The organism is Rhizorhapis suberifaciens, assembly GCF_014200045.1.
Lineage (GTDB): Bacteria > Pseudomonadota > Alphaproteobacteria > Sphingomonadales > Sphingomonadaceae > Rhizorhapis > Rhizorhapis suberifaciens.
On the sequence record NZ_JACHOV010000004.1, the window covers coordinates 109,477 to 125,809 of the forward strand.

A 16,333-nucleotide genomic window follows, 5' to 3' on the forward strand; every position below is an offset into this window, starting at 1 on the left:
CGGCGGTGGAGGCGTGGCTGCGACCCACCGTCATTAGCTTATCACGAGATAAATTTCACCTGGACAAAAAAGGCGGGACCGGGGTCCCGCCTTTGATGCCTCAGCTCTAACTGCCTCTATGCGAGATCAGAAAGCGCCATATTGTTCATTACCAACGAAGCCCAGCTTGGTGACGCCGCTGCGCTTGATCTCTGCAAGCACCTGGTCGACGATCACATAACGGGTCTGAGCGTCAGGCTGGAACTGGAGTTCTGGCTCCGGCACCATTTTGACGGTCTGGTCGAGATATTGACGCACCGTTACCAGATCCACCGGAGCGCCGTTCCAGGTGATGACGCCAGCAGCATCGATTGCCAACTTGTTCTTTACTGGGTCGACGACATTCTGCGGAGGATTCACCGACTCTTGCGGAAGGTCGATCTTCACCGCGTGGGTTTGGATCGGGATGGTGATGATGAACATGATGAGAAGAACGAGCATGACGTCGATCAACGGCGTCGTGTTCATTTCCATCATCGGTTCGCCGTCTTCGCGGCCGCCACTCATGGCCATGATCTATACTCCTGAAATCTTAGAGCCGCATGCGGTTCTGACCAGGCTCAGGCTCAGAAATGAACCCGACCTTGGCGAAACCGGCGCGCTGCATGGTGTAGACGGTCCCGCCAATGCAGCGGTAAGGCGTGTTGATGTCGCCGCGGATGTGCACTTCGGGCATATCTTCGGGCGTCATATTTTCGACGCCCCCGGCCTTTTCAATATCCGCGGTCAGCTTTGCCACCGCACGGTCGAGCAGTTCCGATGAATCGACGCGGGTCATATTCCAATATACCGCGCAGGCGCCGCCGGGCTCGGTCGTAATGGAAAGCGAAACATTTTCGGGCTTCGTCGTTGTCGGTTCGAAAGCCACTTTGGGCAGTCGAAGATCGACCGTCTGGATAACGACCGGGACCGCGATGAGGAAGATGATGAGCAACACCAGCATGACGTCCACAAGAGGCGTCGTGTTGATGTCGGACATCGGGGTTTCATCGCCGCCTTCGGATCCAACGCTCATTGCCATTGATCAAATTCCTAACATTCCAACATTCTATGCCTGGGCTCAGCCTTGCGGACATGCCGTCCTAGGGCAGGGTTGAGCAGCTGGCCGGAAACGGCCTGACCACGGGCCAGGCCGTCCTGGACATCAGGCCTTCTTGGCAGTCGCGGCAGGAGCGGCTGCGGCCGGCTTGGCGGCGGCGATTGCAGCGGTGTTGGTCGGCTTAACCTGGCCATTGGAAACCATGTAGCCAAGCACGTCGACCGAAAAGGCATTGAGGTTCTCGGAGATCGACTTGTTCCGGCGCTGCAGCCAGTTGTAGGCAAGCACGGCAGGAACAGCCACGGCCAGACCCAAGGCGGTCATGATGAGAGCTTCACCAACCGGTCCCGCAACAGCGTCGATCGACGCCTGACCGGCAGCACCAATCTTGATAAGAGCGCGGTAGATGCCGATAACGGTACCGAACAGACCGATGAACGGCGCGGTCGCGCCCACGGTAGCAAGGAACGCAAGACCGGTGCCGAGCTTCGCATTAATCGCGGCTTCGGAACGAGCGAGCGAGCCGTGCAGCCAGTCATGCGCTTCAACGGGATCGGTCAGCTTGGTGTACTGTTCCTGAGCGGCAATGCCGTCATCGACCAGCTGCTTGTAAGCGCTGTTCTTTTCCAGCTTGGCGGCGCCTTCCTTCAGGCTGGCATTCCGCCAGAAGGTCTGGCGGACCTTCTTCGACTGGTTGATGATCTTCTGCTGCTCGATGAGCTTTGTGAACAGAATGTAGAAAGATGCGACGGACATGCCGCAAAGGATGAGGAACACGGTCCAGGCAATGACGCCGCCCTGTTCAAGGGCTTCCATCAGACCGTAGGGATTCTCAGCGGCCGGTGCGGCGGCTGCAGCTGCAAACTGGATGAACATTTTCAGTAACTTCCTCTAACTAACTTATGGGCTAAAAGGGCGGCCCGCCGGGAATTCCGCCGGGTCGCCCTGCAAATCAACGTGGTATCTGCCACACGACGCGGCTGGCGTAGCTGCTCGGCATAGGATTGCCTTCGGTGTCTTCGGCCGGTTTGAAGCGCGCGCGACGCAACAGCATCTTGCAAGCTTCGGCATCCAGATCACCATGACCGCTCGACGACGTTATCTGGCAGTCAGTCGCCCTTCCGCTTGCGTCGATCGCCAGGCGGAAACCGGTTGTCCCTGCACGTTCCTCACGAAGCGCGCGAGAGGGATAATCGTCCGGCGTTACCCAACTGCCAGGATTCCCGCGCGGCGAAGCAGCCTTTGCAGCCTGTTTGGGCGGCGGGGGTGGCGGCGGCGCGGCAACAGGCGCCGGGGTGAACACCGGCGGCGGAGTCCGTACCGTCGTTACCGGTGGCGGCGGCGAAGGCGTCTGAACGATCGGCGGCGGCGCAACCACAGGCGGCGGCTCGATCGGTTGATCAGGCGGCGGGGGTGGCGGTGGCTCCTCGGGTGGCGGCGGCTCCTCCTCCACGTCGATCACGTTGAGCTGTTCGGCCGCCTTTTTGACGTATTTCATGCCCAGGCCAGTAACGAATGCGTAACCGAGGACAGCGTGGATAAGGGCAACGATGATAATCGAGATAAAACGGCTCGAACTCATCGAGTGGTCAGCATAAGCCATTCAGAAACGACACTCCTTAACTCAGCTTCCAAAAAAAGGTGAGACACATATTAGAAGGTGGAGCAGGGGCGCCCACATCCATCTTTCTCCAATGCGCCAGAATTCTTGTTCTGTTATTTTGCATTCCTGTATCGCGCCCCGGCCTGGTACGCAAACGCTTTATCGAAGCGCGCGTTTTCACGGCCGAAGGCTAGCGGCTAGGGGAGTTCTGTGCCAGTTTACCCGCGCATGCAAGCATCAAGAGTAACCATGATTCAAAAAACCTTCATCGCCCTGGCATTTTTTGGTCTGATTGTTGCCACAATCCCAGCAAATGCGCGGGATTCAGCACCTTCCGCCCAGTTGTCCTATGCTGACGTCGCCGACCTTGCAGCGGACACGCCGCTGGCCATCGAAGCGCAGGTTCGCAAGGCCATAAAGGTAAAACCGGAACGGGCGCCTGGGCTCGCCCAGGGCCATCAGCGCTTTTTTGTCGAAGCAAGGGTCATAAAGCTGATCAGGGGCCGCGACGGAATCGGTCGAGACATTAATTATGTTGTTGATTTACCGCTCGATTTCAGAGGGCGCACGGCCAAGTTGAAGAAGCGTCATGTACTCTTGTTCGCTCGCCCTGTCAGCGGCGGTTCGGGGTCTATTCAGTTGGTCGCACCCGATGCACAGATCGACTGGTCGCCCGAAAGTGAGACCATGTTGCGCGCCATTTTGGCCCAGGCGGTCAGGCCCGATGCCCCTCCGCGAATCACCGGAGTGGGCAGCGCCTTTTATTCAGCGGGGTCGATTCCCGGTGAGGGAGAGACGCAGATCTTTTTGAAGACAGCCACCGGCGATCCTGTATCCCTATCGATTCTCCGGCGTCCTGGTCAGGATCCCCGATGGGCCGTCGCCTTGGGGGAGATTGTGGATGAATCGGCCAGCATTCCCGCACCCCAAAGCCTGTTGTGGTATCGTCTAGCCTGCTCCTTGCCCCGCGAGTTGCCTGAACCGGCGCTATCCAATCTCAGTTCCTCCGACGCGGAAATGGCCAGGGCGGATTATAAGGTAGTGATCGCTGGCTTGGGTCCGTGCGGGCGCACGCGTAAGGCCAGTTCGCCCAGTTCAGCTTCGACACAATCATAGCCTTGGATTTCTGCCCCCGCGCCGCTATCAGCGCGATCATTGCTTTGTGAGCGGGGATCAGAATGTCTGGTGAAAATGGGTTGCGAATTGCGATCGTGGGCCTTGGCACAGTCGGGGGCGGCGTCATTCGCCTGCTGGAGACCAATCGAGCGCTGATCGCCCGGCGCGCCGGACGGCCGATCAGGATCACCGCCATTTCAGCCCGCGACAAGACCAAGGACAGGGGCGTCGACCTTTCCCCCTATGAATGGGTCGACGACATGAGCAGCCTTGCCGTCCGCGAAGACATAGACGCGGTGGTGGAGCTGATCGGCGGCGCCGATGGTCCAGCACTGACGCTTGCCCGCCAATGCCTGGCCGCCGGCAAGCCGTTCGTGACGGCCAATAAGGCCATGATCGCGCACCACGGCCTCGACTTGGCTGAAGGCGCTGAAAAAGCAGGGGTCGCACTAAAATATGAAGCGGCGGTTGCGGGCGGCATTCCGGTCATCAAAGGCCTTCGCGAGGGGGCGGCGGCGAATGAGATCAGCCGCGTCTATGGCATACTGAACGGCACCTGCAATTACATCCTCACTACTATGGAAAGGGAGGGGCATGCCTTTTCCGACGTGTTGAAGGACGCGCAGGATCTTGGCTATGCGGAAGCTGATCCCACGTTCGATATAGACGGCATTGATGCCGCGCATAAACTGTCCATTCTGGCGAGTCTCGCTTTCGGTACGGCGCTGGATTTCGACAAGGTCAATGTCACCGGCATTCGCCATGTCATTGCCGCCGATATCGCCGAAGCGGCCGCCTTGGGCTTTCGCATTCGCCTGGTGGGTATGGCAGAAACGGGACCCGATGGATTGTTTCAGCAGGTCCACCCCATGCTGGTGCCAGCAAATCACCCGCTGGCCCATGTCGACGGTTCTTTAAATGCAGTCGTCGCGGAAGGGAATTTCGTCGGCCGACTATTTTTTCAGGGCGCAGGCGCAGGCGATGGACCAACCGCCTCCGCCGTGGTGGCGGACCTGATCGATGTGGCGCGCGGCGAATATGGTCCGGCATTTGCCATGCCAGTGGAATCGCTCGATCGTCTGCCAAAGGCGGACGCGGGCAAACGGACTGGGCGCGTTTATTTGCGGTTCAAGGTTAAAGATCGCCCCGGAGTGTTGGCGGAAATCGCCGCCGCCACGCGCGACGCCGGTGTTTCAATCGAAAGCATGATCCAACGAGGCGAGACCAGCAATGGCGGCGTGCTGGTGGCCATCGTCACCCACACCGGTGAACTGGCCTGCGTCAATGATACGCTGGAACGGCTGAGCGGATCTGACAGCCTCCTCGACCAGCCAATGGTCATGCACATATTGGATTGAGCCGCGATATCGGCGGTTAGCGGATTCAGTAACGGTGACGCGAGGTTTTATCACGTCCCCGCCGTTAACGGGGGGATATTTCAGGAATAGCGGAAAGAATAGCGCTTCAGCCGAATTCCACGCTTTCGAAGCGGACCGTTTCGCCTACGGCCTGGCTGGCGAGCTGATCCTCCCACATGACCCTGTGCCCGCGGACGAAAGTGCCGACGGGCTTGCCTGTAAGTTCCATCCCCGTAAAGGGTGACCAACCGCAACGCGATGCCAACCAATCCTCGGTGATCGTCCAGTGGCGCTTGAGGTCGACGACCGTGAAATCGGCATCATAGCCGGCGGCAATGCGCCCCTTGCCGACAAGACCGAAAACCCGCTGCGGGCCCGCGCTGGTGAGTTCGATGACGCGCTGCAAAGTGGTTCGTCCGGCAGCAACATGGTCGAGCAACAGCGGTAACAGCGTCTGAACGCCTGGCATGCCGCTGGGCGATGCCGGATAGGCCTTTGCCTTTTCCTCCAATGTATGTGGCGCGTGATCGGAGCCGATGACGTCCGGCACGCCTTGATTCAACCACTGCCAAAGACCATCCCGGTGCGCGCCGGATCGGATCGGCGGATTCATCTGAGCCAAACTGCCAAGGCGCGGATAGGCTTCGTCCGCTGCAAGCGTCAGATGCTGCGGCGTCACCTCGCAAGTGGCGATATCCTTGTGCCGTGCGATCAATTCCAGTTCGGCAGGCGTGGTGATGTGGAGAATATGAATGCGCCGTCCGGCTGCACGCGCCAACCGCAATATGCGCTGCGTCGCCAACATGGCGCTTTCGTCGTCGCGCCAGATGGGATGGGAGGAGGCGTCCCCTTCCACCCGAAAATCCTTGCGCGCGTTCATCCGGGCTTCGTCCTCGGCATGAATGGCGACGCGGCGCTTGCCGGAAGCCAGGACAGCGCTCAGTGCTTCATCTTCCGCCACCAGCAGGCTGCCGGTGGACGCACCCATGAAGATCTTCACCCCCGCCGCCCCAGGCAGACGTTCAAGCGCGACAAGTTCAGCGGCATTGGCGGCCGTCGCGCCGACATAGAAGGCATGGTCGCACCACATGCGGTGGTGTCCGCGCTTCACCTTTTCCGCCAGCCGTTCCGCGCTGTCAGTGTTAGGATTAGTGTTTGGCATTTCGAAAACCGCAGTCACGCCGCCCAGAACGGCGGCGCGGCTACCCGATTCCAGATCCTCCTTATGCTCCAGGCCCGGCTCTCGGAAATGCACCTGACTATCGATAACACCAGGAAGAATGTCGAGGCCGGTGCAATCGATCACGTCGCCCGCGTCGTCCAGAGAGGTCCCCAGCGTAGAGATCTTTCCGTCGCGGACGCCGATGCTGATCTGCGCAGGGCCGCCCGGCGTGTGGACCGTGCCATTTTTGAGGATGAGATCGAAGGTCTGGGTCATTTCTCAAAAAGGCTCCGTTGGTTCGCCTAAGCACGCTGGGTTGCGCCACGTGCCTCGCGTCGGCTCGGCACGAACGACTTGGATAAGTTTAGAATCTCTCCTACCTAAAGGCCATGTCCGAAACCACCCTAATCGACCGCGCCATCATCCGCCTTTCAGGCGATGAGGTTCGCCCTTTCCTGCAGGGCCTTCTCACCCAGGATGTCCTTACACTAAAGGAGGGGGAGCCGCGCTGGAGCGGGCTGCTGACCGCGCAGGGCAAGGCCTTGTTCGACTTCCTGCTATGGGCGAAGGGCGAGGACGTTCTGATCGACTGTGAAGCGGATCAGGCGGATGCCTTGGTCCGGCGGCTGTCGCTCTACCGATTGCGGCGAATAATAAGCATAGAGAGTCATCCGACGCTGGCGGTCCATTGGTCTCCGGCTGCCACCGGCAAACCGGCCGATCCTCGGCTGCTGGAATTGGGCCACAGGTGGCTTTCCGAACGCGATAATGCAGGACCGAACCATGCGGCGGCTTGGCGGAAGCATCGGCTGTCGCTTGGCGTCACTGAAGGAGTGGCCGAACTCGGATCGGACCAGACCTTATGGCTGGAGGCGAATGCGGGCGAACTGAACGGCGTCGACTTCCGCAAGGGCTGCTATGTCGGGCAGGAGAATACCGCCCGGATGCATTACCGATCGAAGGTCAATCGCCGGCTGGTCGTCGTGCCGATGGATCAGGCAGACGTGAAGCGGCAAAGGCTTGCTCTTCCCGACCTTGGCCTTTCGATCGAGCACCGGCGAGTGGAGGACCTTGCGGGACTTGCACTTCCAGACTGGCTCGCTCGCGCCGTTGCCGTCGTGCCTGCAGAAGGTTGAGATAGTTGCGGTTCTTCACCCTATTCCTTGTCCTGCTAATCACCGCCCCCGCTTACGCGCAGGGTTATCGCGTGGTCGCCTCCTATCCTCACGATAGCGGGGCTTTTACCCAAGGACTCTTCTACCTCTCCGGGACGCTTTATGAGAGCACCGGCGGCGAGGGTCGGTCAGACATAAGAGAGGTGAGGCTGGAGGATGGTAAGGTCATTCGCCGCGTGCCCCTCCCCCCGCAATATTTCGGCGAGGGGATAGTGCTTTGGAAAGGCGAAATCCTCAACATCACCTGGCTGCATGGCATTGGGTTCCGCTGGGACCTGCGAAATTTCAAACCAAAAGCATCCTTTCGCTACCAGGGCGAAGGCTGGGGCCTGACTCAGGACGGCAGCCATATCATCATGAGCGATGGCACACCGGAATTAAGGGTGATTGATCCTGCGACATTCCGGGAACTCAGCCGTGTCAGAGTCTCTGATCAGGGCCGCCCCGTCAGCCGCCTGAACGAGCTGGAATATGTGAAGGGGGAAATCTGGGCCAATGTCTGGATGACGCCCAGGATTGCTCGCATCGACCCCGCAACCGGAGAGGTCCGGGGCTGGATCGACTTGAGGGGGCTTGTAGAAGCTCAAGGAATCGACGATCCCGATGCAGTCCTGAACGGCATTGCCTATGATGCCAAAGACGATCGCGTGTTCGTCACTGGAAAGAACTGGCCCCGTCTCTATGAGATCAAGGTGGAGTGAACGGACTACCGGGCCTTCGCCTGGGCAAGCTGAGCCGAAGACACCCACCAACCATGAACTTGGGCGCGTAGCCGAGTGGGAATCCTAACCTTCGCCACCGGCCCCGCGCCGATATTACCGGCTTCGAGAATCCAGGCGGCGTGCTCAAATTGGGTATCGCCGGTCTGGTGATCGACAATCGCGATCAACCATCCTTCATGCGCGGGATCGGCGGCTGGAACGTGGACCGGTTCATGAATGGCGTGCCCCGGCGGCAAACCGAGCGCCTCCAAGCGGCCGGTGTCGGGTTCAATGCGGAAGAGCATGTTGAAGCAGACACCAGCCGGCCCGCCCAGAAGCGGTGGCCCGCCCTGTGGATTCACACTGCCATACCAGCCATATCCATAAGGCCTCCCCTGCTTTGCATCGGGAATGCGCGGCATGTCACCCGGAGGCCCCTTCATTTCCTGCCCAATAGCGTTGTCGCCGCTTTCCATGTCGAAGGTCCAGCGGACAAAACCGCCCTGAATTTCCCATGGCTGTCGGTCAATGCCGGACGCGACGCGGATGAAGGCAAAGGCATTGGTGTCGGAAAGGTGCATATCCATGTGCACTTTCCCGCCTTCTTCAAAGGCGTTCATGATGTGGTAGACCGAAACGCCTTTTGGTCCCTTGAACCAGCGCATTTCCTCTACCTTGCCGTACCGGGGCATGATCCCGACCCAGCTTTCCAGTTCCGGCTCGTGGATCCAGTGGGCGCCGCCCTCCTTCACCCGGTCGAGGCTGGCTGTGGTCGGAAAAACAGGAAAGATCGCGAAACTTTCAGTGATGGCAAAGTCGTGCATCATCGAGCAATAAGGCGCCTTGAACCATTGCTCAGAAACGAGAGTGCCGTCGCGGTCGGCTATGCAATAGGCGACGTCGGTGGAACACAGGCCGCCCGCCTCATAGCCGAAGAAGAACATCTCGCCGGTCTCTGGATCGATGCGGACGTGGGCCGTCATCGTCTCTGACTTCAACGCGCCGTGATAATCCCAGCTTCCCAGCGTTTCGAGGTTGTTGGGATTGACTTCATAAGCCCGACCATCCTCCTTCGTCATGAACAGGCGGCCCGCGTGCCAGATCGGCGTGGTGTTGGCGACGGTGCGATCGACGCCCTGTACCTCGGCTCGGTCAGTATAAGGATTGCGATAGCGGCCAAAGAGAGCCTTGCCCGCCTCCTTCTCCGCCAAATAACGCGCCGTCTTCACATAGCGGATGTCATAATCCACCTTGCCGCCCTGAAACCGAATGCGGCTGATCATGCCGTCGCCGGACAGCGCAGTGTCGTCAGGATAAAGCGGGGCGAACTCGGGATCGGGAACGGCACGGAAGAATGCACCCTCGATTTCTGAGGGAATCGTGCCTTCCACTTCCAGATTCTCGAGGTGCACTTCTACGCCCAAAGGCTCATTCAACCCCATGAAATCCGGAGTCTGCGGAAATATTTTCATTGAGCCACTTCCAATGTCTTATTCGTTTATTGATAACATTTGATATCATCAACAAGTTGGAAATGGCAATGCGCAGAATCAATAACAGACGTTATGGTCATCCCACCAGCATCAGGGCGTCCAGCGCGACTGCGCCCTCGCCTTCCGGATAGACGATCACCGGGTTAAGATCGACTTCACGGATTGATGGTTCGCCCAGGAGCAGTTGCCCGAGGCGTAAAATGATATCGGCGACCGCGCCGACGTCCAACGCGGGCGAACCACGAAAACCCCTCAAGAGCGGACTGCTCTTCAAAAGGCTGAGTTCTGCAATAATTTCTTTGCGGCCAAGGTCCGTGGCCAAAAGCCGGACGTCCTGCAGGATTTCGGCCTGAACGCCGCCGAAACCGGCAAGGATCACCGGGCCCCATTCAGGATCATTGCGGGCGCCGATAATGAGTTCTGTTCCGCGCTTGCCCATCCCCTCGATGAGCACGCCGTCAAGTTTAAGGCTGGGGTTATAGACACCGACATTGACGAAAAGTTGCGCCCATGCCGCCGCCAGCGCCTCAACGTCGCTGATGTTCAGGATGACGCCTCCGGCATCGCTCTTGTGCGACAGCTCCGCAGACTGTGCCTTGATGACGACGGGATAGCCGATGTCGGCGGCAGCGGTTTTTGCTTCATCCAGACTGGTGGCGAAGCGGCCGTTGGGGAAGGGCACACCCAATGGCGCAAGGATTTGCTTGGCGCGATACTCCGGCACAACGCCGTGCAGCGGCAGCCCTTCGGCTTTCAACGGCGTTGCGCCCGACGCATAAAGGTCCCGTGCCGCAAATTGCGAGAGATGGGCAATCGCTCGCAGCGCCCGATCTGGTGAAGGAAAATAGGAGACGCCGAGGGCGCGTAGCCCCGAAATATACTCGGCCGGCACTTCCGCGCCTTCATCGACGCCAGTAAAAATTACGGGCTTGCTCGGATTAAGCTTTTTAATCGCTTCGATCACCGGCGGGAATTTGCGTGAGGCGGTCGCGGGATCGGTCTGGATGATGGCGAGCACGACGCAGCCAAAGCGTTCATCGGGAAGCAGCGCGGAAAGCGTCCGCTCGTACAGTCCCGGATCGACCAGCGCCTGCGCCGTCAAATCAAGCGGATTGCTGACTGGAATGAAGTCCGGCATGGCCGCGCGAAGGGCGGGGCTGCTGTCGTCATGCAGTTCGGGGAGCAGCAGGCCGATATCCTCGGCGAGATCGAGGGTCAGCGCCTTGAAGGCACCGGATTCGCCAAGCACTGCGGTTCCGCCGGTCGGCATAGTGACGCAGCGTGCCGCGATGTCGGCGACATCGCCCAGTTCTTCGAGATTTTCGACAACGAGCACGCCCGCGCGTTCCACCTTGGTGCGCATGACCTTATAGTCACCAGCCATAGCGCCTGTATGGGTGGCGGCGGATTCGCGTGCAGCGCTGGATTTGCCAGGATGCAGCAGGACGATGGGCTTGCCTGCCTCCCGCGCACGCCGGGCGGCAGAGAGGAAGCGCTGGGGCTTGCGGAACTGCTCGACGATCATGGCGATAACTTGCGTATGCGGGTCGTCGATCAGATAATCGACATAGTCCTCGACACCGCTCGCGGCTTCATTGCCGGTGGAGACGAAGTAGGAAATGCCAAGGTCGCGGCTCAGCAGGCTGACGCTCAGCACTGCCGCCATCGCACCGCTTTGCGAGACAACGCCGATGCCCTTTCGCCCTTCCAGCCGCGCCGTCGGCATTTCCACAAAGGTCAGCGGCACCCCGTCAACGTAGTTAATCATGCCCAGGCAGTTGGGTCCTTCGATCACCATGCCGCTTTCCTGCGCGATACGGGCGATTTCGCGCTGCTCGGCCAGCCCCTCTTCACCGCCTTCGGCAAAGCCTGCGGAGAAGATCACTGCTGCGCCCACCTTTCGCCCGGCCAGCGCCTTGACGGCTTCAACAACACCGGCGCGGGGAATGGCGAGGATAGCCGCGTCCACGCCTTCAGGCAGATCGTCGATCGACTGAAGACAGGGACGGCCATTGATCTCATCGCGCTTTGGGTTGATCAAATGGATGTCGCCCTGATAGCCGAGCCGTTCCAAATTACCGAGCACCGAAGCGCCAAGCGCCCCGGGCTTGTCGGAGGCGCCGACGATCACGACCGATTTGGGGGCCAGCAGTCGATCGATGGCAGTGGACGGGATCGGAGCGGTCTGGACTGTCACGGGATTCCTCGTGGAAGTTGATTATTTCAGCTGCTCGTCACCGCCGCAAAGGCAGGACCCATCTTCGTCTCCTGGTACATCGTTCCTGCGGAGGAATGGGTTCCCGCTTTCGCGGAATGACGGCATGGATTTCAGGCCTCAGCCTTGCTCTTGTCATAATGGCCAAGGCCGGGCTTGAAGGTCTTGTGATCCAGGAACTGCTTCATTGCCTCATGGCGGCCGTCCGACTTGTCCATGAAGTTCAGCGCTTCCTGAGCACGGATCAGATAATCTTCGGCATTGTCATAGGTCATTTCGGAAACACGGCGGACGCAATCCTTGGCGGCCTTCAGCGTCGCCCAATTCTTCCCGAGCAGCGTCTGTGCGACTTCACGTACGCGGGCTTCCAGTCTGTCGGCGGGAAGCGATTCGTTGACGAGACGCGCGGCCGCAGCTTCCTGGCCGGACAGATTCTCGCCCATCAGCGAATGGTACATGGCGTCGCGGAACGACATAAGCTCCACAGCCACCTTGGTCGCGCCGCCGCCCGGCAAAATGCCCCAGTTGATTTCGGAAAGGCCGAACTGCGCATCGTCCGAACAAAAAGCGAGGTCGCAGGCGAAGAGCGGACCATAGCCGCCGCCGAAGCACCAGCCATTGATCATGGCGATGGTGGTCTTCTGATACCAGCGCAGCCGTTCCCACCAGCTATAAGCCTCTCGCTGCGACTTGCGGACGCCCGGCAGGCCCTGGGCCTCGGTCTCTCGGAAATATTCCTTGAGGTCCATGCCTGCAGACCATGCGGCGCCTTCACCGGTGAGAACAAGAACGCCGACATCGTCGCGAAATTCCAGCTCATCCAGCACCTCCAGCATCCGGCGGTTGAGTTTGGGGCTCATACAATTGCGCTTTTCCGGGCGATTGAACTTCACCCAGGCAATGCCATTCTCGACGGTATAAGCGACGGTGTCCTTTTCTGCACGTTCTGTAGTCATAACTTCTTTCTCCGTTCGTCCCGAGTGAAGTCGAGGGACATTAATGCTGCGCGAACGTGTTTCGATTGCTCGACACGAACGGGCGTGGGTCATTGAATTAAATCGGGAAATGCCCTGGTTCGGTCTCCATCGTAATCCAGCGCAGTTCCGTGAAGCTATCGATCCCCGCCTTGCCGCCGAAGCGGCCATATCCTGATGCACCGACGCCGCCGAAAGGCATCTGCGCCTCATCATGCACCGTGGGGCCGTTCACATGGCAAATGCCGGATTTGATCTGCCGCGCGACGCGCAGGCCGCGCGCTGTGTCCCTGGTGAAGACGGCCGCGGACAGGCCGTATTCGCTGTCATTGGCAAGGCGAATGGCGTCGGCCTCATCTTTGGCGCGGATCATCGCTACGATCGGCCCGAAACTCTCGTCACGATAAAGCTTCATTCCGCTGGTGACGCCGTCCACGACGGTTGCGGGCATAAGCACATTGTCTGCCTTGCCGCCGGAAAGGGCCTTCGCGCCTTTCGCTAGTGCATCGTCCAGAAGGCTGTTCACATGATCGACTGTCTTTTGGTCGACCACGGCTCCAAGCGGCGTATTGCCTTGACGCGGATCGCCGACGGTGAGGCTGCTTGCCTTTGCGGCGAACTTCTGGGCGAAGGTGTCGGCGATCGCGTCGACCACAATGATGCGTTCGGTCGACATGCAGATCTGGCCCTGATTCATGAAAGCGCCAAACGCCGCAGCCTTTACCGCCTCATCCAGATCAGCGTCTTCCAGCACGATCAGCGGAGCCTTGCCGCCCAATTCCAGCAGGCAAGGCTTCAGATGCTCGGCTGCGCGCTTGGCAATAATCTTGCCAACTGCGGTCGAACCCGTGAAGTTGATCCGCTTGACTGCTGGATGATCGATGAGCGCGCCCACTATTTCACCTGCATCTTCGGGCGCATTGGTGATGGAGTTGACGACGCCGGAAGGGAACCCAGCCGAAGCAAAGGCCTCAATAATGACGGCGTGGGTGCGCGGGCAGCTTTCCGATGCCTTCATTATGACGGTATTGCCGCAAGCGAGAGGCATCGCGACAGCGCGGACACCAAGGATGATGGGGGCGTTCCATGGAGCAATGCCCAGGATTACGCCAACCGGCTCGCGGATCGCCATGGCAAGGCAGCCGGGCTTGTCCGAGGGAATGACCTCACCGCCGATCTGTGTTGTCATGGCGGCTGCTTCCCGCACCATCCCGGCGGCAAGGCCCAGATTGAATAGCGCCCAGCCTTTGGTGGCCCCGATTTCGGACATCATGGCATCGACGAAGTCGTCGGCGCGCGCCTCCAGCGCGGCAGCAGCCTTCATGAGCAGCGCGCGGCGCGCATTGGGACCGGTGGCGGACCAGGCCGGAAAAGCGGCAGCAGCAGCTTCCGCCGCTCGCTCAACGTCCTTGAGACCGGCAGCGGGGGCGACGGTGGCAGCTTCGCCAGTAAGCGGATTGATGCGCAAAAAGGTCCGCCCAGCATCAGCGGCGGTCGAATTCCCGGCGATTGACATCAGCACAGATGTTGCTTCCATGGCCCGCTCCTGCTTTTTGTGTTGACCTAGCCCACTCAATAATGTTGTGTCGCATAACAATCAAGGAGATTTTCAATGGCGTCGCCAAGCGGCATCGAAGCAGTTTCCGCCGAAGAGCCCCGCGACGGGGTTACGAACACGCGATTTCTGGACGGTCTGGTGGGATATTGGCTGCGCAGGGCCTCGAACGTTGTGTCGGCCGACTTTGCCAGTACCGTTCAGGAAGGAAGCGGTCTGCGCTCCGTACTGGTGTCGATTTTGTCGGTGGTCGACGCCAATCCCGGTATCAGCCAGACCCAATTAGGGCGCAGCCTCAACATTCAGCGGGCCAACATGGTGCCTCTGCTCTCCGGCCTTATCGATGACGGTTTGCTGAGACGGGAAGCGTCCGCGGAGGATAAGCGCGTGTTGGATCTGTACATCACCCCTGCCGGTGAAACCAAGCTCAAAGAGGCGACGGCAATGATCATGGCGCATGAGAAGCGTCTGCTTGCCTCGTTCACTGCAAAGGAGCGCCAGACACTGATCGATCTGCTTGCCAAAATTACACGGGCAGAGGCCCAATAAATACAAATTATATAAAAAGGGGATGCCGATGACCGCTGATCCGCGGGCAATCATAGCCGAATCCAAAATGACGCAGTTCCAGGTCGTGGCGATAGCAATCACGATTGGATTGAACGCGCTCGACGGCTTCGATGTTCTGGCCATCAGCTTTGCTTCGCCGGGAATTGCGGCTGAATGGGGCATCGATAGAGCCGCCTTGGGCGTGGTTCTGTCCATGGAACTGATAGGCATGGCCGTAGGATCGCTGCTGCTGGGTGGCGTGGCTGACAAGATCGGGCGCAGAACAACCATTCTTGGATGCCTAACCGCAATGGCGACGGGCATGTTCATGACCACGACCGTGTCAAGTATCGCCGCATTGTCGGCCTGGCGCGTCTTCACAGGCCTGGGGATCGGCGGGATGCTGACCGCCATCGCCGCGGCCGCGGCCGAACATTCGAACGCCCGCAGCCGCAATCTTTGCATTGCCCTGATGGCGATAGGCTATCCGCTTGGAGCCGTCATCGGCGGATCGGTCTCGGCGATGCTGCTCACTGCAAATGATTGGCGCGCGGTGTTCATTTTCGGTGGAATTGTGACCACGACTTTCATCCCGCTGGTCTGGTGGCGCCTGCCAGAGACAATTCCCTTCCTGACCCGCAAGCAGCCGGAACACGCCCTGCAGAAGATCAACCGCACCCTAAAGAGCCTGGGCCATGCAACTGTCAGCGCCCTTCCCGCTTTTGCGTCCGCAGAACAGCAGGAACGATCGGTCCGCGATATTTTTAGGCCAGGCCTGATTGGGACGACCATTATCGTGACGCTGGCTTATTTCCTGCACATCACTACCTTTTATTTCATAATTAAGTGGATCCCCAAGCTCGTAGTGGACATGGGCTTTGAGCCGGCTTCTGCTGCCGGCGTCCTGGTATGGGCCAATGTCGGCGGCGCGAGCGGCGGAGCGATGCTGGGAATCCTCGCGCGCTATATGCCGCTTAAATGGCTGACCATCGGCGTCCTGCTATGTTCCACGGCCATGGTGTCGGTGTTCGGAATGGGACAGTCCACCTTGGCTCAGTTGGCTTTGGTCGCCGGGGCAACCGGGTTTTTCACCAATGCAGGCGTGGTGGGGCTGTACGCCATTTTTGCGCAGGCTTTTCCCACCCATGTTCGCGCCACGGGAACAGGCTTTGCCATTGGCGTCGGCCGGGGTGGGGCGGCGCTGGCGCCCATGATTGGTGGGTTCCTGTTCAACGCCGGATATGGACTGCAATGGGTAGCGATGTTTATGGGACTGGGTGCCTTTTTCGCGGGGATTGCGCTATGCTTCCTGCGCGAACGAAAGAGCGCAATCGAAGGAGGCTAATGAAAGGTT

15 protein-coding genes are annotated in these 16,333 nt (G+C 59.5%); 6 read left to right on the forward strand and 9 right to left on the reverse strand.

The genetic code is table 11. The features are described from left to right. Positions 1-126: 126 nt before the first annotated feature. The 4 genes from HNQ99_RS06385 to HNQ99_RS06400 form a co-directional block, all read right to left on the reverse strand. Positions 127-552 carry an ExbD/TolR family protein gene (locus HNQ99_RS06385; RefSeq protein ID WP_184474811.1) on the reverse strand — a complete coding sequence of 142 codons (426 nt, stop codon included), beginning with the start codon at positions 550-552 and terminating at the stop codon, positions 127-129. Positions 553-571: 19 nt separating this feature from the next. Then, the gene (locus tag HNQ99_RS06390) at positions 572-1,060 is read right to left on the reverse strand and encodes an ExbD/TolR family protein (protein ID WP_184474812.1); all 489 of its coding nucleotides are present in this window, start codon (positions 1,058-1,060) and stop codon (positions 572-574) included. Between the two features lie 123 nt (positions 1,061-1,183). Beyond that, positions 1,184-1,954, reverse strand: a complete 771-nt coding sequence (locus HNQ99_RS06395; protein ID WP_184474813.1) for a MotA/TolQ/ExbB proton channel family protein — start codon at positions 1,952-1,954, stop codon at positions 1,184-1,186. Positions 1,955-2,030: 76 nt separating this feature from the next. Further along, positions 2,031-2,681: an energy transducer TonB gene (locus HNQ99_RS06400; protein ID WP_184474814.1), complete on the reverse strand. Its 651-nt coding sequence runs from the start codon at positions 2,679-2,681 to the stop codon at positions 2,031-2,033. 249 nt (positions 2,682-2,930) lie between these two features. Here HNQ99_RS06400 and HNQ99_RS06405 point away from each other — a divergent pair, with 249 nt between their 5' ends. Together HNQ99_RS06405 and HNQ99_RS06410 are read left to right on the forward strand one after the other, a co-directional pair. Beyond that, complete coding sequence (locus HNQ99_RS06405; RefSeq protein WP_246414667.1) at positions 2,931-3,797, forward strand: hypothetical protein; 867 nt, start codon at positions 2,931-2,933, stop codon at positions 3,795-3,797. Positions 3,798-3,859: 62 nt separating this feature from the next. Next, complete coding sequence (locus HNQ99_RS06410) at positions 3,860-5,155, forward strand: homoserine dehydrogenase (protein WP_184474815.1); 1,296 nt, start codon at positions 3,860-3,862, stop codon at positions 5,153-5,155. Positions 5,156-5,261: 106 nt separating this feature from the next. Here HNQ99_RS06410 and HNQ99_RS06415 read toward each other — a convergent pair whose 3' ends face one another. Beyond that, positions 5,262-6,593, reverse strand: coding sequence for a dihydroorotase (locus tag HNQ99_RS06415; protein ID WP_184474816.1), 1,332 nt, complete (start codon positions 6,591-6,593; stop codon positions 5,262-5,264). A 113-nt stretch (positions 6,594-6,706) separates the two neighbouring features. Between HNQ99_RS06415 and ygfZ the strand changes: the two genes are divergently transcribed. Both ygfZ and HNQ99_RS06425 read left to right on the forward strand, forming a co-directional pair. Next, a complete protein-coding gene (ygfZ, locus tag HNQ99_RS06420) occupies positions 6,707-7,453 on the forward strand; it encodes a CAF17-like 4Fe-4S cluster assembly/insertion protein YgfZ (protein WP_184474817.1) in 747 nt (248 codons plus the stop codon). A gap of 5 nt (positions 7,454-7,458) precedes the next feature. Next, positions 7,459-8,193 (forward strand): glutaminyl-peptide cyclotransferase, encoded by a 735-nt coding sequence (locus HNQ99_RS06425; protein ID WP_184474818.1) that lies wholly within the window; start codon positions 7,459-7,461, stop codon positions 8,191-8,193. 5 nt (positions 8,194-8,198) lie between these two features. Here the strand turns inward: HNQ99_RS06425 and HNQ99_RS06430 are convergent, their stop codons facing one another. The 4 genes from HNQ99_RS06430 to HNQ99_RS06445 form a co-directional block, all read right to left on the reverse strand. Next, complete coding sequence (locus tag HNQ99_RS06430; protein WP_184474819.1) at positions 8,199-9,665, reverse strand: carotenoid oxygenase family protein; 1,467 nt, start codon at positions 9,663-9,665, stop codon at positions 8,199-8,201. A gap of 97 nt (positions 9,666-9,762) precedes the next feature. Then, positions 9,763-11,883: an acetate--CoA ligase family protein gene (locus tag HNQ99_RS06435; RefSeq protein ID WP_322790330.1), complete on the reverse strand. Its 2,121-nt coding sequence runs from the start codon at positions 11,881-11,883 to the stop codon at positions 9,763-9,765. Positions 11,884-12,014: 131 nt separating this feature from the next. Next, the gene (locus tag HNQ99_RS06440; protein ID WP_184474820.1) at positions 12,015-12,857 is read right to left on the reverse strand and encodes a p-hydroxycinnamoyl CoA hydratase/lyase; all 843 of its coding nucleotides are present in this window, start codon (positions 12,855-12,857) and stop codon (positions 12,015-12,017) included. A 97-nt stretch (positions 12,858-12,954) separates the two neighbouring features. Then, the gene (locus HNQ99_RS06445; protein WP_184474966.1) at positions 12,955-14,391 is read right to left on the reverse strand and encodes an aldehyde dehydrogenase; all 1,437 of its coding nucleotides are present in this window, start codon (positions 14,389-14,391) and stop codon (positions 12,955-12,957) included. Between the two features lie 96 nt (positions 14,392-14,487). On the opposite strand from HNQ99_RS06445, the gene HNQ99_RS06450 reads away from it, so the two are divergent. Beyond that, positions 14,488-14,979 carry a MarR family winged helix-turn-helix transcriptional regulator gene (locus HNQ99_RS06450; RefSeq protein ID WP_184474821.1) on the forward strand — a complete coding sequence of 164 codons (492 nt, stop codon included), beginning with the start codon at positions 14,488-14,490 and terminating at the stop codon, positions 14,977-14,979. Positions 14,980-15,007: 28 nt separating this feature from the next. Then, complete coding sequence (locus HNQ99_RS06455; RefSeq protein ID WP_184474822.1) at positions 15,008-16,324, forward strand: MFS transporter; 1,317 nt, start codon at positions 15,008-15,010, stop codon at positions 16,322-16,324. Positions 16,325-16,333 lie beyond the last annotated feature (9 nt).